Source organism: Mesorhizobium sp. LCM 4577 (assembly GCF_001854795.2).
GTDB classification, from domain to species: Bacteria; Pseudomonadota; Alphaproteobacteria; order Rhizobiales; family Rhizobiaceae; genus Mesorhizobium; species Mesorhizobium plurifarium.
On the sequence record NZ_MDDU01000055.1, the window covers coordinates 179,043 to 202,987 of the forward strand.

The window sequence follows — 23,945 nt, forward strand, 5'->3', positions numbered from 1 at the left end:
CTTCAGCTTCCTTCCTCCCCCTCGTATTTCTCGACCTTCTGCTCGATGGCGCCGAAGATCGAATGGCCGGCCTTGTCCTTCATCTCGATGCGCACAGTGTCACCGAAACGCAGGAAGGGCGTCTTCGGCTCGCCGCTCTCGATGGTCTCGATCATGCGCAGCTCGGCGATGCAGGAATAGCCGGCGCCGCCCGCCGAGACCGGCTTGCCCGGGCCGCCATCGAGCTTGTTGGAGACGGTTCCGGAGCCGATGATGGTGCCGGCGGCGAGCGGCCGCGTCTTCGCGGCATGCGTGATCAGCGCCGGGAAGTCGAAGGTCATGTCGACGCCGGCATTGGCGCGGCCGAAGGGCTTGCCGTTGAGGTCGACGAGCAGCGCGAGATTGACCTTGCCGCCATCCCAGGCATCGCCCAGCTCGTCGGGCGTGACCGCGACCGGCGAGAAAGCCGAAGACGGTTTCGACTGGAAGAAACCGAAGCCTTTGGCAAGCTCCGGCCCGGTGATGGCGCGCAGCGTGACGTCGTTGACCAGCATGACGAGGCGGATCGCCTCCCTCGCCTCCTCCAGCCAGGCGCCCATAGGCACGTCGTCGACGATGACGGCGACTTCCGCCTCCATGTCGATGCCGAAGCTCTCATCCGCCATGCGGATCGGATCGCGCGGCGCAATGAAGGAGTCCGAGCCGCCCTGGTAGATCAGCGGGTCGGTCCAGAAGCTTGCAGGCATCTCGGCGCCGCGCGCCTTTCGCACCAGTTCAACATGGTTCACGTAAGCCGAACCATCCGCCCATTGATAGGCGCGCGGCAGCGGCGAATGGGCGTCGTGCTCATGGAAGCGCGCCGAAGGCACTGCGTTGGTCTCGAGCGATTCCGCCATGGCCGCCAGGTGCGGCGCGATGCGGCGCCAATCGTCGAGCGCTGCCTGCAGCGTCGGCACCAGAAAGGAAGCGTCCGTGAACCGCGTCAGATCGCGCGAGACCACGACCAGCTTCCCGTCGCGGGTCCCGTTCTTCAAGGTGGCAAGCTTCATGCGGTTTCCTCTCCAGACGCGGCCTCGCCGCCGCTTAGCTGTACAACAAGGCCGTCGCGGGCGATCGTCAAGTCACCGGACCATGTTTTCCTCACAGCATCGGTCCAGTCGGCTTCACCGATGGCGGGATCGTCGGCCGGAATGAGATGGTTGAGGACCAACCGCCGCATGTCGGCATCGCTGGCGATACGGCCCGCCTCTTCGGCCAGACTATGGCTGGCGAAGAGGTGCTCACGCAGCCGCGCCCCATTGCCAGTCCTGGCGACCAGCCTTTCCACGCCTTCCGCGAGCATGGCTTCATGGACGAGGATGTCGGCGCCCCGCGCAAACCCGGCCAGCGGCGGGAAAAAGGCCGTGTCGGCGGAGAACACCACGCTCCTGCCGCCATGCTCGAAACGCAGCGCAAAGCAGTCGGTCACCGGCGGATGGTCGACACGCAACGTCGTCACCGTCAGACCCCGCTCGTTCAGAACCGCCCCCTCGGCGAATTCCTCGACCTTGATCAGGTCGCGAATGTCCGGCCTGCCTTCGTCGACGATGCGGATCTCGATGTCGAACGCCATCGCCTGGCAGAACTGTTGCCAGTAACGGCCGGTGCCGGGCGGACCGAAAACGGTCACCGGCGTTGCCAGCCCCGCTGTCCAGGCCGTGTGGATCAGCGGCCCGAGTTCCAGAACGTGGTCCGAATGGAGATGCGTTATAAAGACCAGGTCGAGCGCCTTGAGGCTGATGCCGGCATCGACCAGGCCGCGCGTGACGCCGAGCCCGCAATCGACGACGATGTTCCGCCCACCGAGTTCCAGCAGCGACGAGCTCGGCCATGGACCACCCGGCCGCAACGCCGGACCACCCTTGGAGCCGAGCAGGACGAGTCGGTCCGCTGCTTCGGCGCTCAAGACCAATCGCCTTCCGGGGTGCCGTTGAAACGCTTCTTCAGGTCGGCCCAGCAGTCGATGTAGTTCTCCTGCAAGGTGCCGAGTTCGGCGGCATAGCGGGTCAGCATCTGGGGAAAGCRCGTCTCGAACATGAAGGCCATGGTGTTGTCGAGCTTGACCGRCTTCAGCTCGGCCCGTGTCGCCTTCTCGAAGCCGGAAGCGTCCGGTCCATGCGCCAGCATCTGGTTGTGCAGGCTGATGCCGCCGGGGACGAAACCTTCCTCCTTGGCGTCGTACTGGCCGTGGATCAGGCCCATGAACTCGCTCATGATGTTGCGGTGGTACCAAGGCGGCCGAAAGGTGTTTTCCGCCACCAGCCAGCGCGGCGGGAAGATGACGAAATCGACATTGGCCGTGCCCTCCTCGCCGCTCGGCGCCGTCAGCACGGTGAAAATAGACGGGTCGGGATGGTCGAACAGGATGGCGCCGACCGGAGAAAACGTCGCGAGATCATATTTGTAGGGCGCATAGTTGCCGTGCCACGCGACGACGTCGAGCGGTGAATGGCCGAGCTCGGTGACATGGAAGGTGCCGCACCATTTTACGATCAACCGGCACGGCGTCTCCTTCTCCTCGAACCAGGCGCAGGGCGTCTTGAAGTCGCGCGGATTGGCCAGGCAGTTGGCGCCGATCGGTCCGCGGTCCGGCATGGTGAATTTCGCGCCGTAATTCTCGCAGACATAGCCGCGCGCTTCCTTGTCGGCGAGCTCGACCTTGAAGACGAGGCCGCGCGGCAGCACGGCGATCTCGCCGGGGCGAAGCTCGATGACGCCCATCTCGGTGACGAAGCGCAGCGCGCCAACCTGCGGCACGACCAGCAACTCGCCGTCGGCGTTGAAGAAGTGGTCATCCACCATCGAGCGATTGGCCACATAGACATGCGCGGCCATGCCGGACTGGCCGACCGCGTCACCGGCGGTGGTGAAGGTACGCATGCCGGAAATGAAGTCGGTCGGCTCCGTGGGCATCGGCGTCGGGTTCCAGCGGTATTGGCCGAGCGCCAGCTCGTGGTCGCCGATGTTGGGGCCTGTCTTCCACAAGGGGTAGCTCGTGCCCTTGAAGCGGCCGGTGTGCTTTACGCTCGGGCGGATACGGTAGAGCCAGGAACGCTCGTTGGTGCCGCGCGGCGCGGTGAAGGGCGAGCCCGAAAGCTGCTCGGCATAGAGCCCATAGGCCGGCCGCTGCGGCGAGTTGCGACCCTGCGGCAGCGAGCCGGGTAGCGTCTCTGTCTCGAAATCGTTGCCGAAGCCCGGCATGTAGGAAAAACCCATCCGATCCTCCCTGATCTCGGCTTGCAAGCGTCCCGAGACGCGGCCTGCCGGCGATGTTGACCAAACTGGTTTCATTTGTAACCATCGAAAATGTAACTATCAACGGCCGCGCTGCATCCCGGGAGCGCTTCATGGAACCAGATATCCTCGAGCTGGAAAGCTTCCTGCCCTACCGGCTCTACCGGTTGGCCGACACCGTCAGCCGCGAGTTTTCGCGCATCTACAAGGACCGCCACGGCCTGACGCGCCCGGAATGGCGAACGCTGTCAGGCCTCGGCCAGCACGGCATGATGACGGCGACGGAACTCGGCGAGCAGTCGGCTATGCACAAGACCAAGGTGTCGAGGGCTGTGGCCGAACTGGAGCGACGGCGCTGGCTGGTGCRCACGCCGGACGAGAATGATCGGCGTGTCGAACACCTGGCGCTGACTAAAGCGGGGCTCGCCACCTATCGCGAGATGGTGCCGCTCGCTAAGGCGTTTGAAAGGGAGCTGCTGGGGAAGCTGAGCGCGGATGAGCGGATGGCGATCGTGGAAGGCGTGGCTGCGCTGGAGAAAGCTCTGGAAGAAAAAAGCTGATAGGCTGGCGCGAGCCCCCCTCTCTGTCCTGCCGGACATCTCCCCCTCTTGGGGGGAGATTGGCAGCTGCGGGGACGGCGCTCGTCTTGCAACGTCTGCTATTAGCGAAGGCGGTCGTAACGGCTGATCTCCCCCCTTGAGGGGGAGATGTCCGGCAGGACAGAGAGGGGGCGAAGGAACTCGGCGTCTGCGTCGAAGCACCTACCAATCCATCACCACCTTGCCCGAACTGCCGCTCCGCATCGCGTCGAAGCCAACCTGAAAATCGTCGATCCCAATGCGGTGCGTGATCAGCCCCGATACATCCAACGGCCCCTGCACCAGCGCGATCATCTTGTACCAGGTCTCGAACATCTCGCGGCCGTAGATGCCTTTGAGATGCAGCATCTTGAAGATGACCTTGTTCCAGTCGATCTCGAAGCCGGTCGGGGCGATGCCCAAAATGGCGATCTTGCCGCCATTGTTCATGGTGTCGATCATGTCGCGGAAGGCTGGCGCGGCGCCCGACATTTCCAGCCCGACGTCGAACCCTTCGTTCATGCCGATCGACGGCATGACGTCACGCAGCTTTTCCTTCGAAGCGTCGACGACATGCTGGACGCCGAGTTTCCGCGCCAGATCCAAGYGGACCGGGTTGATGTCGGTAATGACGACCTTGCGCGCGCCGACGCATTGCGCCACCAGCGCGCCCATGATGCCGATCGGGCCGGCGCCGGTGACCAGCACGTCCTCGCCGACCAGGTCGAAGGACAATGCCGTATGCACGGCATTGCCCAATGGATCGAAGATGGCGGCGATCTCGTCCGGCACGTCGTCGGGGATCGGCACGACATTGTGCTGCGGGATCGCCATGTACTCGCCGAAGGCGCCGGGGCGGTTGACGCCGACGCCGAGCGTGTTGCGGCAGAGATGCCCTCGCCCGGCGCGGCAGTTGCGGCAATGGCCGCAGACGATATGGCCCTCGCCGGAAACGCGCTGGCCGACCTTGTATTCGGTGACCGCCGCGCCRTAATCGGCAACCGTGCCGACGAATTCGTGGCCGGTCACCATCGRCACCGGCACGGTCTTCTGYGCCCACTGATCCCAATTGTAGATATGGACGTCGGTGCCGCAGATCGCGGTCTTCCTGACCTTGATCAGCACGTCGTTAGGGCCGATCTCCGGCACCGGCACCTCTTCCATCCAGATGCCCGGCTCGGCCTTGGCCTTCACCAGCGCCTTCATCATGTTCGACATCAGGATCTCCCAATGGGTTGGAGGCTTGCGTTCCTTCGCGCCCCCCTCTGTCCTGCCGGACATCTCCCCCACTTGGGGGGGATTGGCCGTCACGACGGCCTTCGCCAATTTCCAACATCGAAGGAAGGCGCCGGCACCGAAGCTGCTGATCTCCCACCTTGTGGGGGAGATGTCCGGCAGGACAGAGGGGGGCGCCGTAGAGCGAAGACATCTGCAAATTCATCCAACTATACCAAGTTCACGCCCGACCGCGCCGAACGCCTCGACCGCGCGGTCGATGTCGGCGCTGGAATGGGCGGCCGACATCTGCGTGCGGATGCGCGCCTGGCCCTTCGGGACCACGGGGAAGGAGAAACCGATGACGTAGATGCCGCGCTTCAGCATGCGCTGCGCCATCTCCTGCGCCAGGGCGGCATCGCCCAGCATCACCGGGATGATCGGATGATCGGCGCCGGCGAGCGTGAAGCCCAGCTTGCCCATTTGAGACCGGAACCGGTCCGCATTGGCATATAGGCGCTGGCGCAGCGCATCGCCATGGCGGATCAGGTCGAACACCTTGATCGAGGCGCCGGCGATCGCCGGCATCAGCGTGTTGGAGAAGAGATAGGGCCGCGAGCGCTGGCGCAGCCAGTCGACCACCTGGCTTTTGCCCGAGGTGTAGCCGCCCGAGGCGCCGCCCAGCGCCTTGCCGAGCGTGCCGGTGATGATATCCACCCTGCCCTCGACGCCGCAATGCTCGGCCGAGCCGCGGCCGTTCCTGCCGACGAACCCGACCGCGTGGCTGTCGTCGACCATGACCATGGCATCGTATTTTTCGGCAAGGTCGCAGAGACCCTTGAGGTTGGCAATGATGCCGTCCATCGAGAAGACGCCGTCGGTGGCGATCAGCCGGAAGCGGCAATCCTTCGCCTCCTTCAGGCGAGCTTCGAGATCAGCCATGTCGTTGTTGGCGTAGCGGAAACGCTTGGCCTTGGAGAGCCGCACGCCGTCGATGATCGAAGCATGGTTCAGCGCGTCGGAGATGATTGCGTCCTCTTCGCCGAGCAGCGTCTCGAACAAGCCGCCATTGGCGTCGAAGCAGGAAGAGTACAGGATGGTGTCCTCCATGCCGAGGAAGGACGAGATCGTCGCCTCGAGCTCCTTGTGCTCCTCCTGCGTGCCGCAGATGAAGCGCACCGAGGCCATGCCGTAGCCGTAGCGGTCGAGCGCTTGCTTTGCCGCGTCGCGCAGGTCCGGGCTGTCGGCGAGGCCGAGATAGTTGTTGGCGCAAAAGTTCAGCACCTTCTGCCCGCCCACCTCGATCTCGGCGGACTGCACGGAGGAAATCACCCGCTCGGATTTGTAGAGCCCGGCCGATTTCAGGCCTTGGAGCTCGCTGTCGATATGGGAAAGGAATGCTTTGCTCATGGTCCGGCCCTGTTCGCTTCGAGGCCGGACTGTCGCGCCACGGCTGCAAAAAATCCATCGCAAAAGCGACCGCTTCGGTGGCGTCGCGAAAGCCCGATCGCAATCCTTTTGCCATGGCGCTGCGGCAATAGGATCAAAAATGGGGTAAGCGGGAAAGGACGTGATAACCATCTTGCGAGCTTTGCCAAGCCGCCATGACGGCCGCAGGCATCCCTTGCCGACCCGTTAACTCTTTCCAGGCAAGCGTTTTCCCGCCGTATCCAGGGCAGGAATCCGTCGACCGGAGGGGTCACTTAAGTTATGTCGCAGCAGCCAGTGCAGAGCCTTTCGCGCAAGCTGATCCTGCTCATCAAGACCGGCTACTGGCTGGCGCTGACTATCATCGCCGCCATGGTGATCGCCTCCTTCGTCCTTCTGCAGCAATTGATGGCGCAGCAGCAGCACAATCATGCGCTGCTCGACATCGTCTCGATGCAGAAGGCGCTCTCGCAGCGCATCGTCTTCCTGGCCAGCGCCACGGGTGCCGCCTCGCGCGACAAGCAGCCGGCGCTGGTCACCGCGCTCAAGCAGGCGACCGGCGAGTTCGAGACCAATTACGATCGGCTGCTCAAGGAGACCGGCGCCGATCCGCTCTCGCCGGCACGCAACGATCCGAAGTCGATCGAATATGTGCTGTTCAGCAAGCCGTTCCACCTAGACTACTTCTCGGTCGGCCTCGTCGCCAATGGCGACAGGCTGGTGTCGTCCTTCGCGTCGCAACTCGGCATGCAGAGCGACGGCTACAAGGGCGACGGCGACCGCGTCGGCCTCGACGCTTCCGTCGCCAACGCGACCATGTCCGGCTATGCCGCTCTCGGCCAGCGCATCAGCGCCTTCGCCGACCAAAAATCCAGCAACATCCTCGACCTGCACCGCACGTTGTTTTTCGCCACCCTCGGCGTCATCGTGCTGGTGGCGCTGTTCATCTTCCGGCCGATGTCCAACGCCATCCTGCGCAAGACGCGTGAGTTGGTCGACGCGCGCAACTCGATGGCTTTCATCGCCGTGCATGACGGGCTGACGGGGCTTCACAACCGCACCTTCCTCACCGACCATTTCGACACGTTGATCAAGGGCGCGCACCGCCGCCGCGAGCGTCTGGCGGTGATCCAATTCGACCTCGATCGTTTCAAGCAGATCAACGATACGCTTGGCCATGCCGCCGGTGACTATGTGCTGGTGGTGACGGCGCAACGCATGCGCGATTCCTGCCGGGCGTCGGACCTCTGCGCCCGGCTCGGCGGCGACGAGTTCGTCATGATCCTCAACGGCGCCGGCACCACCGAGGACATCCATGCGCTCGCCAAGCGCATCCTCGGCGAGATCAACGAGCCGATCACTTTCCAGGGCACGACCATCATGCCGGGCGCCAGCGCCGGCATCGCGGTCTATCCGGTCGACGCCGACAACGCGCAGGACCTGCTCGTCCATGCCGACCTGGCGCTCTATTCCGCCAAGAAGCTCGGCGGCGGCAACTTCTCCTTCTTCTCCGAGGAGCTGCGCCGCGAGCTCGACTATCGCAAGCAGCTCGAACAGGACATCCGCACGGCGATCGCCAACAGGAGCTTCGAGGTCTATTTCCAGCCGCAGGTGTCGCTGACCAGCGGCAAGATCAGCGGCATCGAGGCGTTGGTGCGCTGGAGGCACGAGACGCGCGGCATGATCTCGCCCGGCGAGTTCATTCCCGTCGCCGAGAAATGCGGCTTCATGCCGGATATCGGCCGCATCGTCATCAGCAAGGCGATCGAGGAAGCCGCTGAATGGAACCGCGCCGGCATCGATTTCGGGCGCATCGCCGTCAATGTTTCGGGCACCGAGTTGCGCGAGGCGGATTTCGACACCTTCCTGTTCGGCACGCTGGAGCGCGCGGGACTGCCACCGCAAAAGCTGGCGCTGGAGATCGTCGAATCCGTCATCCTCGACGACGAGAAGACCGGCATCGCCGCAAAGCTCCGCCACATCCGCGCCGCCGGCGTGCATCTCGAGCTCGACGATTTCGGCACCGGCTACGCCTCGCTCAGCCACGTGAACCCGAACGAGATCGACCGGCTGAAGATCGACCGCCGCTTCGTCCAGAACATCAACGAGAATGGCGACAACTCCAAGATCGTGCGCGCCATCACCGAACTAGCCCGGGGCTTGGGCATTTCGATCGTCGCCGAGGGCGCCGAGACCGAGGCGGAGCTCGACTCGCTGATGGCGATCGGCTGCGACCAGGTGCAGGGCTATTCGATCGCCTTCCCGATGCCGCAGGACAAGGCCCGCGAATGGCTGACCGCGCGCAGCCCGAAGAAGGCGAAGCTGAAAGTGCTGCAAGGCAGCCTGGCCTGAGATGCGCCGATATTCAGGTGAGGCCGGCCTGCAAATGGCGGCTTCCTGCGCTTCCGGCGCTCACGTACTTTAAGTACGCTCCGCTCCGGTTCTCGGAAACCACCATTTTCGACTCGGCCTGACCTGAATCTCAACGCATCTCGGCATCCAGTCATGCTCGATAAGACCCACGCTGCAATAGTGTCTTGCCATGATCGCAAGCAGTTTTTGCGGATACCGCTTCGTCTTGCGCTGCCGCTGCTATTGTTGGTTGTGTCGCCGGCTTTGGCCGCCGATCGCACCATCTACCTCACGTTCGACGACGGTCCGCTGAACGGCACCAGCAACATCCTCGAYGTGCTGCAGGCCGAGCAGGTGCCGGCGACTTTGTTCATGGTCGGCATGCATGCCGAGGCGAATGCCGCCAACCGGGTGCTGCTGCAGCGGGCGAAATCCATGCCGCTGGTGACGATCGGCAACCACAGCTACAGCCATGCCTACAATCACTACCGGCATTTCTACGGCAATACCGAGGGCGTGGTCGCCGACATGCTGAGGGCCAATGCCGTGCTGGGCCTCAAGCCGGCCGTGCATGCGCGGCTGCCGGGGCGCGACGTGTTCCGGCTGCCCAATTACTCAAAGGACGACAATTCGCTGGGGCTGGCCGAGGCCGGTCGCGAGGATCCGGATTACGAATTCGTCGCGGCCTCGGGCTTCTGGCTTTATGGCTGGGACCACGAATGGGTCCATGAGGACAGCGGCAAGCCGGTGCAGAGCGTCGACCATCTGGTCAGCGAGATCGACCATCTGTTCGCCTACAGCCATTTCGCCAGGCCGAACAAGCTGATCCTGCTCATGCATGACGAGATGTTCCAGGACACCTTCGACGGCAAGGCGAAATTGACGGCGCTGATCGCGGCGCTCAGGCTTCGCCACTACGCCTTCGGAGCGATAGCAGGTTACGACTGAGGCCCCTCGGCATTCGCCCTCAGCATCGCCAGCATCTCGGCGAATTCGGCCAGCCTGTCATCGGGAATACCGGCCCGCAGCCGCTTGTCGAAGGCGACCGCCGCGAGGCGCAGCTTCTCGAACAACACTTCGCCGGCCTCGGTCAGCGCCACCTGATGGACCCTGCGGTTTTCCGGATCGCGGCGGCGCGTCAGCAACCCCTGCGCCTCCATGGCGTTGAGGTGATGGGTGAGCGTCGCGCCCTGGATGCCGATCATGCCGGCAAGCTCCCGCTGGTTCGCGAGTTCCTTCGACTTGACCGACAGCAAGGTCAGCCAGACCGGCAGCGTGCCGCCGGCTTCGGCCATGGCGGCATCGAAAGCCTGGGCCACCACTTTCGAGGTGCGGGCGAGATTCATGCCGACGGGCGGGCGGTCAAACGGTGTCATGACGTGACAGTAGAGCATGCAATGGCAAGGTGGAACTCGGCTCCGTGCATTGACATCTAATCGTTAGATATCTAACTTTGTCTTATTGATGGCGTCGCGGTATGGCTGCGGCGCGGCGGGTGGCAGAGAGGAATGCGGTCATGCAATATGTCTACATCGTCACCATCGGCCTGCACGTCATGGCCGGCGTGTTCTGGGCCGGCACGACCATCGCTGTCGCCCGCGACCCGGAGATCAAGGCGGAACGCTTCATCCGGCCGCAGCTTGGCGCCTCCGGCCTGGTTTTCCTGACCGGCATACTGCTCTGGTATTTCTTCCATGAAGGCGCGTTCGGCCCGATGGAGAAGGTGCTGGCGCTGGGCATTTTGACGGCGCTGATCGCCGCCGGGGTGCAGGGCGCGCTTGTGGCCTCCGCCAGCAGGCAGCTGGCCGGCGCCGATCAAGCGACGCAGACTGAGCTGCGGGCAAAAATGACCAGAGGCGAACGCATCGCCGGCGGGCTGCTGGTCATCACCGTGTTCTGTATGGCGACCGCCAAGCTATTTTGACATCGCACGGCCGGCGAATCCGACCGGGCGCGGCGCGCAACGGACCAGAGCGGCAGGTGGCTCTCCTTGCAAAGGTCCGTTGCGCGTCTTTTTGTTCGGGCATGATCTCTTCCGATCGCGCCTTGCCCGGTCATATCCTGATGCCGAACCGGATGCCGTCATAGATAGCGGCGTGGATGTTGCGCGAAGCGACCGCGTCGCCGATGCGAAACAGCACGAAACCGCCTTCGGCATTGCGCGCCGGGAAGATGTCGCCGCCGTTCACCAGCCGCTCATAGTCGACCGCGCCGCCATTCTTCGACAGTGGCTTCAGCGCAAGGTAGAGGTCGTCGAGCGGCGCGGTGCCATGCTCGACCACCACCTGGTCGACGCGCCGCTCGCCGCGCCAACCGTCGGCAAAATCCGAAGCGAGCTCGGCGACGAGCTGGTTGCCCTCGCGCCGCACTGAACGCAGGCGGGTGTTGATGGTTACAGTGACGCCCTTTTCGTGGAAGGCGCGCATATAGGGCACGTGATTCATGCCGCCTATTTCCGGCGCGAAGAAGCGCTCCGGCGAGACCAGTTCCAGCTTCGAGCCGCTGTTGGCGATGAGTTCGGCGGCGCCCATGCCCTGATGGCCGCCATTGTCGTCGTAGAGCAGGACGTTCTCGGCCGGCTTGACGCTGCCGGCCATGATGTCCCAGCTCGAGGTGACGAGATTGTCGCCTTCCGTCAGCGGCGGGTTCTGCGGCATGCCGCCGGTCGCCACGATCACCACATCCGGCGCCAACGCCAGCACGTCGTCCTTCTCGGCCCAGGTGTCGTAGCGGATCTCGACGCCAAGGCGGTCGAGCTCGGCCAGCCGCCAGTCGACGATGCCGATCAGCTCCTTGCGGCGCGGATTCTGGGTGGCGAGCCGAACCTGGCCGCCGGCTTGGCTGGAGGCTTCGAGCACCGTCACCTGATGGYCGCGCTCGGCGGCGACGCGTGCGGCTTCCAGGCCGCCGGCGCCGGCGCCCACCACCACGACTTTCTTCTTCGGTCCTTCGCTCTTCGCGATGATGTGCGGAACCGTCGCTTCGCGCCCGGTCGCGGCGTTGTGGACGCACAGCGCCTCGCCGCCTTCATAAATACGGTCGAGGCAATAGGTGGCGCCGACGCAAGGCCGGATCTCGTGCTCGCGGCCTTCCATCACTTTGCGGATGATGTGCGGGTCGGCGATGTGGGCGCGCGTCATGCCGACCATGTCGAGCTTGCCGGTGGCGATGGCGTGGCGGGCGGTGGCGACGTCGGAAATGCGCGCCGCGTGGAAGGTCGGGAACTTGGTCGCCGCCCTCACCTCGCCGGCGAAATCGAGATGCGGCGAGGACCGCATGCCGGTCACCGGGATGACCTTGGTCAACGACGCATCGGTCTCGATCGTGCCGCGGATGATGTTGAGGAAATCGACCTTGCCGGAATTGGCGAGGCGCCGGGCGATCTCGACGCCCTCCTCCTTCGACAGACCTTTTTCGAAATCCTCGTCGGCGACCATGCGGATACCGACGACGAATTTGTCGCCGACGGCGGCGCGCACGGCGTCGAGCACCATGTCGGTGAAGCGCAGCCTATTGTCGAGCGAGCCGCCGAACTCGTCGTCGCGATGGTTGGTCAAAGGCGACCAGAAGCCGTCCATCAGGTGCCCGTAGGATTCGAACTCGATGCCGTCRAGGCCGGCCGCCTGGCAGCGCTGCGCGGCCGAAGCATAATCGGCGACGATGCGCTCGATGTCCCACTCCTCGATGGTCTTCGGGAAGGCGCGGTGCGCCGGCTCGCGCACCGGCGAGGCCGACAGCACCGGCAGCCAGTCGGCCTTGTTCCAGCCGGTGCGGCGGCCGAGATGGGTGATCTGGATCATCACCTTGCAGTCATGCTCGTGGCAGGCATCCGCCAGCTCGGCGAGCCACGGCACGATGCGGTCGTCATAGACATGCAGATTGCCGAAGGCGGCCGGGCTGTCGCGCGAGACGATGGCCGAACCCGCCGTCATGGTCAGCGCCATGCCGCCCTTGGCCTTCTCGGCATGGTAGAGCCGGTAGCGCTCCTTCGGCATGCCGTCCTCGGAATAGGCTGGCTCATGACTGGTCGACATCACCCGGTTCTTCAGCGTCAGGTGCTTGAGCTGGTAAGGTTGGAGAAGCGGGTCGTTGCTGGTCATCTTCTTCCTGCCATTTCATTCATGTTAAGGAGCGCCCAACGAAGCCGCCCCAAATTGGGTTGCGGCAAGGAGCCGCTTATGACTGACGCCAAGAACCTCACCCAGCTCGGCAAGCACGTCGAGACGCCACAGAGCCCCGAACAGGCGGTCCTGGAGACCGTGCCGTTCCAGCGCGGCGACGGCCCGCCGGCGATCGTGCGCTTCACCTGTCCCGAATTCACCTCGCTGTGCCCGGTCACCGGCCAGCCCGACTTCGCCCACATCGTCATCGACTATGCGCCGGACAAGACGCTGGTGGAATCGAAGTCGCTGAAACTGTTCATGACCTCGTTCCGCAACCACGGCGCCTTCCACGAGGAGTGCACCGTGATGATCGGCCGCCGTATTGTCGAGGCTACGAAACCGCTCTGGCTGCGCGTCGGCGGCTACTGGTTCCCGCGCGGCGGCATTCCGATCGACGTCTTCTGGCAGACCGGCGCGCCGCCCAAGGACGCCTGGCTGCCCGACACCGGCGTTGCGCCCTATCGCGGAAGAGGCTGAGTTAACCACCATCATTCGCATTGGTACTGGCTGAGCGCCCATTCGCCGGTGACCGACAGAAGGTCGGAGACCTTCCAGCCGCCGCCGACCTTCCTCAGCTTCCATTCCAGGCGGTGCTGGTGGCCCTCGACGACGAAGGCCACGACCACCTTGGCCTGGTCGCCATTGACGGCCTCGATGGTGCGCAGACTGCGGTCGATGGCGAGCTTGTCATAGTCGGCATTGTCGAGCGCCATATTGGGATCGAGGCATTCGCCCTGCCCCGAGGCGCGCAGCGCATCACTCTTGTCGAGAACCGTCTTCGCCGGATCGACGAAGTTCTTGCGCTGAGCGGGATCGAGCTCCAGCCCGAGATGCTCGTAGAAGGGCTTCACCACCGCCGTAGGCGACCCGGGCAGAACAGGGGCGACAGGCGCCGGTTCGTCCGGCTTGCTTTCCGGCGCGGTGGCTGCGGGCGGCGCCGTGTCGACCGCGGGCGGCGAGGTATTGTCGCCGGATGAGGCTTTTGGCGGCGGCGCGCCGAAGAGCCCCTGCGCAGAGGCGCCGCCGTTCAGCCCCGCGGCCAGCATCGACAAGCTCGCCAGCGCGAGGAGAAAGCGGCGAAGCACGGCATCACTCCGTCGAGGCGCCGCATTCCAGCGCGCTGAGTTTCCAGTCGTTGGTCTTGGAGCTGATGTCGGCGATCTTCCACTTGCCGTCCACTTTCTTCAGCGACCACACCATTTCGCGTTTGGAGTCATCGCCTTCCGGGAAAAGATTGAAGCTTGCCGTCACCTCGGCGATGTCGCCATTGACGGTCTCGGTGAGCTTCAGCGTCTTCGACAGGGTCTTCTGGTCGAAATCCTGGGCATCGAGGCCCGGGTCGAAGTCGATGCAGGACACCTCGTCGGGCTTCTCCTTCTGCGCCTTGTCGTTGGCCTCGAACAGCTTCGTGACCGGCTCGGTGAAACGGTCACGGTATTTGGCGTCCGCCTCGAACTTCACTGCCGGCACATAGAAGAACTTCACGGCGTTGGACGCCGGCCCGGCAAACGCGGCGCCGGGCAAGGCAATCGAGAAGACAGCGGCAAGCACTATCGGCTTCATGCAGGATCTCCGGGGTTCGGTGCGTGGCGGCAAGCTCGCCACCACGCATCCTGCATATCGCCTTTTTTGCGGCTCATGAAGTCTTTGCGGCTCATGAAGCCCGGGCGCGCTCAGGCATCCAGCCAGACGTTCTGGAAGTCCATTTCATAGGTCTGGTGCATCGAGTAGTTCTTCACCTTCTTGTTCATGTGGCAATAGAGCTTCTGCCAGAAAGGCTGAATGATGACGCCGGAGTCCTGCAGGATCGCCTCGACATCCTTCATCACCTCCTTGCGCTTGGCGACGTCGATCTGCGACAGCGCCTCCTTGAGCTTGGCGTCGAACTCCGGATTGGAGTAGGCCGTCTCGTTCCAGGCCTCGCCGGTGCGGTAGCCGAGCGCCAGCACCTGCACGCCCAGCGGGCGCATGTACCAGATGGTCATGGAATAGGGATATTTCGTCCAGTCGTTCCAGAAGGTCGAGCCTGGTAGCACCGTGCGCTTCACCTTGATGCCGGCGTCGCGCAACTGGCCGGCGATGGCGTCGCCGGTATTCTTCTGCCACTCGTCCTCGACCGTGATCAGCTCATGCTCGAAGTCGGCCTGGCCTGCTTCCGCCATCAGCTTCTTGGCGCCGGCGGCATCGCGCTCCTTCTTGGGCAGCGGGTAGTATTCGGGATGGATCGGGGCGACGTGGTGGTTCTCGCCGACCGTGCCGCGGCCGTTATAGCCGAGCTGCATCACCTGGTTGTTGTCGACCGCCATCTGCAGCGCGTTGCGCACCCGCTTGTCGTCATAGGGCTTGTGGGTGACGTTGGTGCGGGCAACGAGCGTGGTCGCCGTCGCGACCTCGGATTTCACCAGATCCATCTTGTCGAGCGGGTCGATGAAATCGGCCGGTGTTTCGAAATCGAGATCGATCTCGCCGGAATCGAAGGCATTCAACGTGGCGTTGAAGTCCGTGCCGTAGTCGATGAACTCCACCCCGTCGAGCGGCGCTTCGCCGCCCCACCATTTGCCATTCTCGCGACGTTTGACGACCGCTTTCGACCCGACCGCATAGGACACCAGCTCGAATGCACCGGTGCCGATCGGCTTCTTGATCGGATCGGCGCCGTCCTTGTCGAAGTCGCGATGCACGACCAGCGCCGGATAGTCGGTGAAGCCGGGGATGATGGCGATGTCGGGTTCGTTGAGCTTCAGCTTGACCGTATGGTCGTCGACCTTGGTGATCGCCCCGTCCTTGGCCTTGCCGGTCTTGGTGTCGATCAGCGCGCCGACGCGGGCGGCCATCGAGTTGCCGGAAGCCCCCTTCTCGCACCAGCGGTTGAGGTTGGCGACCACGTCATCGGCGTTGAAGGCATCGCCATTGTTCCAGGTGACGCCCTTGCGCAGATGCAGCGTGTATTCGGTGGCGTCGTCATTGACGTCCCAGCTTTCGAGCAGCACCGGCTCGAAGGTGAACTGGTGCGTGTAGCGCACCAGCGGCTCCAACCATGTGCGGGTGACATTCGCCATCTCCGTCCAGTCATAGGTGCGCGGGTCCTTCTGCGCCTTGACCGACATCGCGACATGCAGCGTGCCGCCCTTCTTCGGCTCGTCGGCCAGCGCCTTGGTCGGCGCGGCAAGGCCGAGCATGCCATAGGCGAAAGCCGTCGATGCGCCGAAGGCGCTCGCCAGCGCCAGGAATTCGCGCCGGTCTACCCGGCCCGCGCGCGCCTCCTCGGCCATCGCTTCGATCGCGGCCGGGACCCGGTCGCCATTGCTTCTGAACAGTGTCATTCTCTTTCTCCCATTGGTTTCTTCAGGTCTTCGCCCGGTTGGTCTAACTCTTTGTCGGAGCATGATCCCGAAAACCGGTTCCCACTTTTCGGGATCATGCTCCGACGCTGCTATCCATCAACTAACGCTGTCCGGCAGCTTTTCCTCACGCCGCGCGATCAAATCCCTGAGACCTTCGGCAATGCCCTCGTCGAGCTTCGGCTCCTGGTAGTCGGCGAGCATATTGCGCGCCTTCTCGAGGCCGCGCGTGTCGTGGTCCTTCGCGCCCTCGGCGCTCCACTGTTCGAAGGAATTGAAGTCCATGATGTTGGGCATGAAGAAGGCGCTCTCGAAATGCTCGAGCGTATGCTGCGTGCCGAGGAAATGCCCTTGCGGACCGACCTCGCGGATCGCCGCCATCGCGTCCTTGAAATCGTCGAAGGACACGCCGCCGGCATATTTGTACCAGCCGACCAGCTGCTCGCAGTCGGTCGCGAATTTCGAATAGCCGCAGGTCAGCCCCGCTTCGAGCCAGCCGGCGACATGCCAGATGTAGTTGGCGCCGGAAAGGATCGCGGCATGCATCAGCATGTTCGCCTCGTAGCCGGCCTGCGCGTCGTTGAGCTTGGAGCCGACATGGAAGCCGGAGGTGCGCCACGGCAGCTTATATTTCCTCGCCAGCGCGCCCATCAGATACATCATCTGGGCCGCTTCCGGCGTGCCGCCCATCGGCGCGCCGGTCTTCATGTCGACGGTGACCATGAACTGGCCGTAGAGCTGCGGCGAGCCGGGCCGGATGAGCTGGGTCAAAGCCACGCCCGCAAGCGCCTCGGCGTTGACCTGCGCCACCGCGCCGACGGCGGAAGCCGACGTCGAGGCGCCGCAGAGCGCGAAAGGCGCCAGGATCAGCGGCTGATTATGGCTCGCATAGACCCGCATGGCGTCGATCATGGTGGCGTCCCACACCAGCGGCGAATTGCAGTTGGTGATCGCCACCAGCACCGGATTGTCGCGCACGAACTCCTCGCCGAAGACGATACCGGCCATCGCCATCGTGTCCTCGGCACGCTCCTTCGACGTCACGATGCCCATGAACGGCTTGTCGGAATGTTTCAGCGCCGAGTGGATGATGTGCAGATGCCGCTTCGGCACGGCGATTTCCATCGGCTCGCAGATGACCGAGCTCGAGGAATGCAGCGCCGGCGCCATGTAGGCGAGCTTATGGAAATTGTTCAGGTCGGCCAGCGTGCCGTAGCGCCGCTTGTTGTCGAGATCGCGGACGTAGGGCGCGCCATACATCGGCACGAAGATCGAGTTCTTGCCGCCGACGCGCACGGTGCGCTCGGGATTACGGGCGTTCAGCGTGAATTCGGGCGGAACCTTCGAGACGAGTTCCATCAGCAACGCGCGGTCGATGCGGACGCGCGTTTCCCGGACGTCGGCGCCCGCCGCTTTCCATAGCGCGATCGCCCCGTCATCGCGGAATTCGCACCCCACCTCCTCGAGGATCTTGAGCGATTCCTCGTGGATCAGCTCCACCGCCTCGTCGGGCACGATCTCGTAGACCGGGATCTTGCGCACCAGCGTCGGAAAGGAAGCGATCGGGGCACTGCGCAGCGCCTTGCGCCCGAGGCGGCCGCCGCCGCGGCGGTGGGTCTGTTCAGTCAATTCAACGGCCGGTGCGTTCATGGAGGCTCCTTCTTCCCGCCACTCACGTTAGCGAGGGAAAATATGGCTGTGACGCTGGAAAATCCTGATCTTCTGTATAAGCTCACCTTATGCGAAGCCTGCGCCACCTCCTGCCCTCGGCCGGCAGCCTCATCGTCTTCGAGGCCGCGGGCCGTCTGTCGAGCTTCACCGCCGCCGGTCGCGAGCTTGGCATGACGCAGGCCGCCGTTTCCTATGCCGTGCGCGGGCTGGAGGAGCAGCTCGGCGCCAAGCTGTTCCAGCGACGCCACCGCCAGGTGCTTCTGACCGAAGCCGGCGAGCGTTTCCATGCCGACGTCTCGCTCGGCCTGTCCCACATCCGCAAATCGGCGGAGGACCTTCGCCTGCAGGCGACCGGCGGGCATGTGACCTTGGCAGCCTCAACCGCCTTTGGATCGTTCTGGATGATGCCGCGCCTGCAGCAGTTCCGGGACGAACTGCCGGGCATCGATCTACGCATCCAGACCGCCGACCGCGACCTCGACATCATCGCCGAGGGGATTCCGCTCGGCGTGCGCGGCGGCGTGCCGCGCGACTGGCCGGACTACCACTCGCTGTCGCTCTCCGAGGAAGAGATCTTCCCGGTCGCGGGGCCGAGCTATCTCGCCAAATTCGGCATGCCGAAGACGGTCGAGGAACTGGCGACGCACCGGCTGATCCATCTCGAGGAGCCCTATCGCGAGGCGCCGAACTGGGACGAATGGTTCGCGTCCGCCGGGACCAGCCTGCGCAATGCCGAGCGCGGCCTGCGCATCAACGACTATGCGCTGGTGATACAGGCGGTGATGGAGGGACAAGGCATCTCGCTCGGATGGCGGCATCTGGTCGAGCGCCTGGTGGCATCAGGCCTGCTGGTGCCGGTGACCGACCATGTGATGAGGACCGGCATCGGGTTTCATGTCATCTGGCCGAAGAACCGCGACCTCAGCGACAACGCGCGCAGGGTGAGGGACTGGCTGGTGGCGCAGGCTTAGGTTTCGCTGGCTCTGCGATGCAGGCAGCGCTGGCGGGACAGCGCCCCCTCTGGCCTGCCGGCCATCTCCCCCACGAGGGGGGAGATCGGATTTCGCGCTGGCCTTCGCCAATCTCCAACGTTGCAAGGGAAGCGCCACCGGCGAAGCTGCCAATCTCCCCCCTCGTGGGGGAGATGTCCGGCAGGACAGAGGGGGCGCGAAGGATCGCGGCATTAACTGTTGCCAGCCTCATCCTCCCCCTCCCCCACGCCGTTCGAATCCGCCTATAATCACCTATGCCCATCCGCCAGCTTTCCGAAACGATGATCAACCAGATCGCCGCCGGCGAGGTCATCGAGCGTCCGGCGAGCGTGGTGAAGGAGTTGGTCGAGAATGCGCTTGATGCCGGCGCCTCGCGCGTGGAGGTCGTCACGGCCGGTGGCGGGCTGAATCTCATCCGCGTCACCGATGACGGGTCGGGCATCCCCGAACAGGAACTGGCGCTGGCGGTCGCGCGGCACTGCACGTCCAAGCTCTCCGACGACATCCACGATATCCGCTCGCTGGGCTTCCGCGGCGAGGCGCTGCCCTCGATCGGTTCCGTCGCGCGGCTGTCGATCCGCTCGCGCACCGCAAGCGGCGACAGCGCGGCCGAGATCGGCATCGATGGCGGCCGCGTCTTACCGGTGAAGCCGGCGGCGGCGAACCGCGRCACCACGGTCGAGGTGCGCGACCTTTTCTTCGCCACGCCGGCGAGGCTCAAATTCATGAAGGGCGAGCGCGCCGAAAGCTCGGCCACCAGCGACGTGGTGAAGCGCATCGCAATCGCTTTTCCCGCTGTACGGTTCACGCTTGCCGGCGCCGACCGCTCGACACTGGAGCTGCCGGCAACCAGCGACACGCCGGAAGGCCGGCTCGCCCGCGTCGCGCAGGTGATGGGCAAGGATYTCCCGGACAATGCCATCGCCATCGACGCCATGCGCGACGGCGTGCATCTTGCCGGCCACGTCTCGATCCCGTCCTACACGCGCGCCAACGCGCTGCAGCAATATGCCTATGTCAATGGACGGCCGGTGCGCGACAAGCTGATCGCCGGCGCGATCCGCGGCGCCTTCGCCGACGTTTTGCCGCGCGACCGCCATGCGGTGACGGTGCTCTTCCTGTCGCTCGATCCCTCGACTGTCGACGTCAACGTCCATCCCGCCAAGGCCGATGTGCGCTTCCGCGATCCGGGCCTGGTGCGCGGGCTGATCGTCGGCGCCATCCGCGAGGCGCTGGCCGGAGCGGGTATCCGCGCGGCGACGACGGGCGCCGCCGGCATGATGGCGGCGTTCCGGCCGGGGGCGGCGCCGTATTCGCATCCGGGGCCGGCCGGCGGCCACCGCAGCTACGAGGCCGCCTATCACGCTTCCGGCTCCGGCGGCTTCGATGCGTTGCGCTCGGCGCAGCGACCGCTCGACATGGGTTACGGGGAGGCAAGACCTCGAATCAATGGTTTTGCCGAAAACGAGCAGGCTGCCTTCGATACCGGGCCGCTCGCCAGCGCCGACGCGCGGGCCGGCATGGCCGAGCCGGCCGAGGCGCTTCTCGGCATGGTGCTGGGCGCGGCGCGCGCGCAGGTGCATGAGAATTACATCGTCGCGCAGACGCGGGATTCGCTCGTCATCGTCGACCAGCATGCCGCGCATGAGCGGCTGGTCTACGAAGCACTGAAGAATGCGCTGCATTCGCGCGCGGTGCCGTCGCAGATGCTCTTGCTGCCCGAGATCGTCGACCTGCCGGAAGAAGATGCCGAGCGGCTGGCGATGCATTCGCAGACGCTCGCCAAATTCGGCCTCGGCCTCGAACGCTTCGGCCCTGGCGCGGTGGCGGTGCGCGAGACGCCCTCGATGCTCGGCGAAACCAATGTGCAGCAGCTGGTGCGCGACCTTGCCGACGAGATCGCCGACAACGACACGGTCGAGACACTTAAAGAACGGCTGGACAAGATCGCGGCGACCATGGCCTGCCACGGCTCGGTGCGCTCGGGCCGGCTGCTCAAGGCCGAGGAGATGAACGCGCTGCTGCGCCAGATGGAAGCGACGCCCGGGTCCGGCACCTGCAACCACGGCCGGCCGACCTATATCGAGCTCAAGCTGGCCGATATTGAGAGGTTGTTCGGGCGAAGGTGAGAAACCACATAGGGCGCAGCCCCCCACCCGGACCTTCGGTCCGACCTCCCCACAAGGGGGAGGTAGAGCGCCGCGCCTTAACCCTCCCCCTTGTGGGGAGGGTCGCTGCGAAGCAGCGGGGTGGGGGCAAGAAAAGAGCCGCTCGAAGCGGCTCTTTTCTTGAGCCAGGACCTGGCCCCAACCCCCTGATCTACCGCTTCAAATTCACCACGATCACGCCACCCAGCGCCAGCGCGCCGCCGAGGATGCCGAGCAGCGACGGCACTTCGCCCAGCCAGAAGAAGCCGATCAGTGCGGAGGTCGGCGAGACGAGGTAGAGGAAGTTCGAGGCGCGCGCGGCGGGCAGGCGCGACAGCGCGGTCGCCCAGGCGGCATAGGCGATCAACGAAGGCACGATGCCGAGATAGATGACTGCACCGAGACCGGCGGTGTCGGCGACCGCCGCCTGGGAAAACGCTTCCGGCAGGAAGGGCGACAGGCAGAGCGCGCCGAGCACCATGTTGGAAGCGGATATCGTCAGCGGATGATGGCGGGCAAAGAGCGGCTTCTGCACGATGGTGTTGACGGCGGAACAAAGTGCCGAGCCCAGCACCAGCAGCGCACCGGCATTGAAATGYAGGCCGTGCCCGTCGGCCACCGCGATGATGYCGATGCCGGTGAAGGAAATGACGGTGCCCAGCCAGGCTACACCTGAAAAGCGCTCGCCGAGCAGGGCCATCGCCATGATGGCCGTGAAGATCGGGCTGACGTTGATGATGAAGCCGGCCGCGCCCGCCGAGACGGTGAGCTCGCCGAAGTTGAGCATGGCGGTGTAGAGCGCGACGAAGATGGCGCCGCCGAAGGCAAAGCGCCACAGCTCGTCGATCCTGGGCAGCGCCGGACGCTTCACGGCGAGAAATATGGCGGCCGGGACCGCCGCGATGGCAAAGCGCAGCGCGCCGAGTTCCAGCGGCTGGAAGGCGGCAAGGCCGGCGCGGATCGCCGGGAAAGCCGAGGCCCAGCCGATCACCGTCAACGTCACCGCGATCGCAGCGGTGGTGTCCATGCGCTGTGTCCCATTCAATGTGCCGGTGTAAGCGCTCATTGCCGTAGCCTCGTCTTTCCGTGTCATGGAGGCAGAAAACGCTATTGCCGGCCGATTGACAAACGACCAATTCGAGGGTCAGCTGTGAGCATGGATCACAGCTCGGACCAGATACTGCCGCTCGAGACCCTGCGCGCCTTCGACGCGGCGGCGCGGACGGGGAGCTTTTCGGCGGCGGCCGAAAAACTCAACCTCACGCATGGCGCGGTGAGCCGCCAGATCGCCAAGCTGGAGGACTGGCTTGGCTTGAAAGTGTTCGAGCGCAACGCGCGCGGCGTCACGCTGACGATCGAGGGCAACCGCCTGCATTTGCGGACCGCCGAGGCCTTCGCGCTGATCTCGTTCAACTCCGACCGCTGGGTCGAGCCGCGCGGCACCGCCGTGGTGCGGCTGGCCTCGATCCCGTCGGTCAGCGGGCTTTGGCTGATGCCGCGCATGGCAACGCTCGAGAACAGCCCGACCAAGCTGCGCATCGTGCTCGACGTCGACAACCGCCAGGCCGATCTCGCCGACGAAGGCATCGATCTTTCGGTGCGCTGCGGACGCGGCCGCATCCCCGGCCGGGTCTCGGTGCAGCTTTTTGAGGAGCAGGTTTTTCCCATCGCCTCGCCGGAGCTCGCCAAGGAGATCGGGCGTGGCGATCCTGCCCGGCTGCTGAAGTTCCCGCTGATCAACGATTCCGACGCGTCCGCATGGCGCGCGTGGTTCGCCGCGCAAGACGTCGATTACCGTCCTCGTCCGCAGGACAGGCGTTTCGAGGACTATAATCTGGTGTTGGACGCGGCGGCGCACGGGTTGGGTGTCGCGCTGGCGCGCCCGCCGCTGACCGCAGACCAGCTTCAATCCGGGCGTATCGTCGGCGTCGATGAGCGCGTTGCGCTCAATCCGGTGTCCTATTGGATGGACCGCCCGGTCGGCCGGCCGCGCGCGGCCGCGGCGGACCTTGCCAGGCGCATTGCCGAACAGGCTGGGCTTGCTCCGGAAAAGCTCGAAGCTTTCCTTCAGGACGACGTCTAAACGCGATCAGCGGAGCAACAGAACCATGATCGTCGCGGTCACGGCCGAGACGATGGCCGTGACGACCGATATCGTCCAGAGCGATACCGCGACGGAATCGGAGCGCGGCGCATGGCCGGCCGGACGGACAGCGGCACCGCGCGGCTGCGGCGCATTGGCGTTGGCCGCGACCAGCATCGCGGCGGAAGCGACGGCCGGCGAAAATGTGGACAATGYCGGCGCAACCGCAGGCCTTGGCGTATTGTCGACGACCGCTGCCTGTTGTGAGGCAAAGCCGCGCCGAGCCTGATCGGTATCCGTCGCCGCCCTGCCCGTCGGGGGTCTAGCCGGCGCATCGTCGGCGGCGGCATCGGGCTCCATGATAGCCCGGTAAGCATCCTCGGCCTCGGAGGACGACAGGCGTTGCGATGCCAGGGCGGCAGGGCGCGGCTGCGCGCTTTGCAGCGACTGGGCCGCGATTTGCGCCGCCTGCCCCGTCGAGGGCGCCTGCGGCTGGACCAGCGTCTTGATCAAGGCCGCCACCGCCGGATCGGCCTTGGGCGACGGCACCGGCTGCGGGGTGAGCGCTTCACCGATCAGGGCGTTCAAGCGGGTCGAGGTGATGTCCATACCGGCTTCCGGAAACCATTTCGCAGCTCAGCCATACCGGATGAGCATTGCGTCAAGCTTGACGTTGCTTGCGATTTGTGGCGATTGAAACCCCGATGAACGCAAGCGTCCTTT

General features: G+C 64.7%; 21 protein-coding genes. 8 read left to right on the forward strand and 13 right to left on the reverse strand.

The window, feature by feature from the left end:
- Positions 1 to 2 precede the first annotated feature (2 nt).
- The 3 genes from LCM4577_RS32725 to hmgA are packed head-to-tail and all read right to left on the reverse strand — an operon-like array spanning position 3 to position 3,234.
- Positions 3 to 1,028, reverse strand: coding sequence for a fumarylacetoacetate hydrolase family protein (locus tag LCM4577_RS32725; RefSeq protein ID WP_071074806.1), 1,026 nt, complete (start codon positions 1,026 to 1,028; stop codon positions 3 to 5).
- Entirely contained in the window at positions 1,025 to 1,924 is a 900-nt protein-coding gene (locus LCM4577_RS32730; protein ID WP_071074807.1) for an MBL fold metallo-hydrolase, read from the reverse strand. Before LCM4577_RS32730 ends, LCM4577_RS32725 begins: the two co-directional genes overlap by 4 nt.
- Positions 1,921 to 3,234: a homogentisate 1,2-dioxygenase gene (hmgA, locus tag LCM4577_RS32735; RefSeq protein ID WP_071074808.1), complete on the reverse strand. Its 1,314-nt coding sequence runs from the start codon at positions 3,232 to 3,234 to the stop codon at positions 1,921 to 1,923. Before hmgA ends, LCM4577_RS32730 begins: the two co-directional genes overlap by 4 nt.
- Before the next feature lie 131 nt (positions 3,235 to 3,365).
- Here hmgA and LCM4577_RS32740 point away from each other — a divergent pair, with 131 nt between their 5' ends.
- Positions 3,366 to 3,812 (forward strand): MarR family winged helix-turn-helix transcriptional regulator, encoded by a 447-nt coding sequence (locus tag LCM4577_RS32740; protein ID WP_071074809.1) that lies wholly within the window; start codon positions 3,366 to 3,368, stop codon positions 3,810 to 3,812.
- Between the two features lie 201 nt (positions 3,813 to 4,013).
- Here the strand turns inward: LCM4577_RS32740 and tdh are convergent, their stop codons facing one another.
- Positions 4,014 to 5,048, reverse strand: a complete 1,035-nt coding sequence (tdh, locus tag LCM4577_RS32745) for an L-threonine 3-dehydrogenase (protein WP_071074810.1) — start codon at positions 5,046 to 5,048, stop codon at positions 4,014 to 4,016.
- 219 nt (positions 5,049 to 5,267) lie between these two features.
- A complete protein-coding gene (locus LCM4577_RS32750; protein ID WP_071074811.1) occupies positions 5,268 to 6,455 on the reverse strand; it encodes a glycine C-acetyltransferase in 1,188 nt (395 codons plus the stop codon).
- Between the two features lie 300 nt (positions 6,456 to 6,755).
- Here LCM4577_RS32750 and LCM4577_RS32755 point away from each other — a divergent pair, with 300 nt between their 5' ends.
- Together LCM4577_RS32755 and LCM4577_RS32760 are read left to right on the forward strand one after the other, a co-directional pair.
- Positions 6,756 to 8,825, forward strand: a complete 2,070-nt coding sequence (locus LCM4577_RS32755; RefSeq protein ID WP_071034581.1) for a bifunctional diguanylate cyclase/phosphodiesterase — start codon at positions 6,756 to 6,758, stop codon at positions 8,823 to 8,825.
- Positions 8,826 to 9,032: 207 nt separating this feature from the next.
- Entirely contained in the window at positions 9,033 to 9,773 is a 741-nt protein-coding gene (locus tag LCM4577_RS32760; RefSeq protein ID WP_071074812.1) for a polysaccharide deacetylase family protein, read from the forward strand.
- Here LCM4577_RS32760 and LCM4577_RS32765 read toward each other — a convergent pair.
- Entirely contained in the window at positions 9,764 to 10,201 is a 438-nt protein-coding gene (locus LCM4577_RS32765; protein ID WP_071074850.1) for a MarR family winged helix-turn-helix transcriptional regulator, read from the reverse strand. The genes LCM4577_RS32760 and LCM4577_RS32765 overlap by 10 nt on opposite strands.
- A gap of 140 nt (positions 10,202 to 10,341) precedes the next feature.
- On the opposite strand from LCM4577_RS32765, the gene LCM4577_RS32770 reads away from it, so the two are divergent.
- Positions 10,342 to 10,749, forward strand: coding sequence for a hypothetical protein (locus LCM4577_RS32770; RefSeq protein ID WP_041010450.1), 408 nt, complete (start codon positions 10,342 to 10,344; stop codon positions 10,747 to 10,749).
- Positions 10,750 to 10,879: 130 nt separating this feature from the next.
- On the opposite strand, the gene LCM4577_RS32775 is transcribed toward LCM4577_RS32770, so the two are convergent.
- Positions 10,880 to 12,925 carry an FAD-dependent oxidoreductase gene (locus LCM4577_RS32775; protein ID WP_071074813.1) on the reverse strand — a complete coding sequence of 682 codons (2,046 nt, stop codon included), beginning with the start codon at positions 12,923 to 12,925 and terminating at the stop codon, positions 10,880 to 10,882.
- Positions 12,926 to 13,003: 78 nt separating this feature from the next.
- Here LCM4577_RS32775 and queF point away from each other — a divergent pair, with 78 nt between their 5' ends.
- Positions 13,004 to 13,465, forward strand: a complete 462-nt coding sequence (gene queF / locus LCM4577_RS32780; RefSeq protein WP_040986590.1) for a preQ(1) synthase — start codon at positions 13,004 to 13,006, stop codon at positions 13,463 to 13,465.
- Positions 13,466 to 13,476: 11 nt separating this feature from the next.
- Here the strand turns inward: queF and LCM4577_RS32785 are convergent, their stop codons facing one another.
- From LCM4577_RS32785 to LCM4577_RS32800, 4 genes are all read right to left on the reverse strand, one after another.
- On the reverse strand, positions 13,477 to 14,073 hold the full coding sequence (locus LCM4577_RS32785) for a hypothetical protein (protein ID WP_071034572.1): 597 nt from the start codon (positions 14,071 to 14,073) through the stop codon (positions 13,477 to 13,479).
- 4 nt (positions 14,074 to 14,077) lie between these two features.
- Entirely contained in the window at positions 14,078 to 14,551 is a 474-nt protein-coding gene (locus LCM4577_RS32790; RefSeq protein ID WP_041010426.1) for a DUF3828 domain-containing protein, read from the reverse strand.
- 110 nt (positions 14,552 to 14,661) lie between these two features.
- Complete coding sequence (locus LCM4577_RS32795; protein ID WP_071074814.1) at positions 14,662 to 16,311, reverse strand: ABC transporter substrate-binding protein; 1,650 nt, start codon at positions 16,309 to 16,311, stop codon at positions 14,662 to 14,664.
- A 117-nt stretch (positions 16,312 to 16,428) separates the two neighbouring features.
- Positions 16,429 to 17,979 (reverse strand): trimethylamine methyltransferase family protein, encoded by a 1,551-nt coding sequence (locus tag LCM4577_RS32800; RefSeq protein ID WP_071074815.1) that lies wholly within the window; start codon positions 17,977 to 17,979, stop codon positions 16,429 to 16,431.
- Between the two features lie 89 nt (positions 17,980 to 18,068).
- On the opposite strand from LCM4577_RS32800, the gene LCM4577_RS32805 reads away from it, so the two are divergent.
- Both LCM4577_RS32805 and mutL read left to right on the forward strand, forming a co-directional pair.
- Positions 18,069 to 18,971, forward strand: coding sequence for a LysR substrate-binding domain-containing protein (locus LCM4577_RS32805; RefSeq protein WP_040986600.1), 903 nt, complete (start codon positions 18,069 to 18,071; stop codon positions 18,969 to 18,971).
- Positions 18,972 to 19,246: 275 nt separating this feature from the next.
- Positions 19,247 to 21,121, forward strand: coding sequence for a DNA mismatch repair endonuclease MutL (mutL, locus tag LCM4577_RS32810; RefSeq protein ID WP_071074816.1), 1,875 nt, complete (start codon positions 19,247 to 19,249; stop codon positions 21,119 to 21,121).
- A gap of 190 nt (positions 21,122 to 21,311) precedes the next feature.
- On the opposite strand, the gene LCM4577_RS32815 is transcribed toward mutL, so the two are convergent.
- Positions 21,312 to 22,205 (reverse strand): DMT family transporter, encoded by an 894-nt coding sequence (locus tag LCM4577_RS32815; RefSeq protein ID WP_071074817.1) that lies wholly within the window; start codon positions 22,203 to 22,205, stop codon positions 21,312 to 21,314.
- 90 nt (positions 22,206 to 22,295) lie between these two features.
- On the opposite strand from LCM4577_RS32815, the gene LCM4577_RS32820 reads away from it, so the two are divergent.
- Positions 22,296 to 23,222 (forward strand): LysR family transcriptional regulator, encoded by a 927-nt coding sequence (locus LCM4577_RS32820; RefSeq protein WP_071074818.1) that lies wholly within the window; start codon positions 22,296 to 22,298, stop codon positions 23,220 to 23,222.
- Between the two features lie 6 nt (positions 23,223 to 23,228).
- Here LCM4577_RS32820 and LCM4577_RS32825 read toward each other — a convergent pair whose 3' ends face one another.
- The gene (locus tag LCM4577_RS32825) at positions 23,229 to 23,831 is read right to left on the reverse strand and encodes a hypothetical protein (RefSeq protein WP_071074819.1); all 603 of its coding nucleotides are present in this window, start codon (positions 23,829 to 23,831) and stop codon (positions 23,229 to 23,231) included.
- Between the last annotated feature and the right edge of the window lie 114 nt (positions 23,832 to 23,945).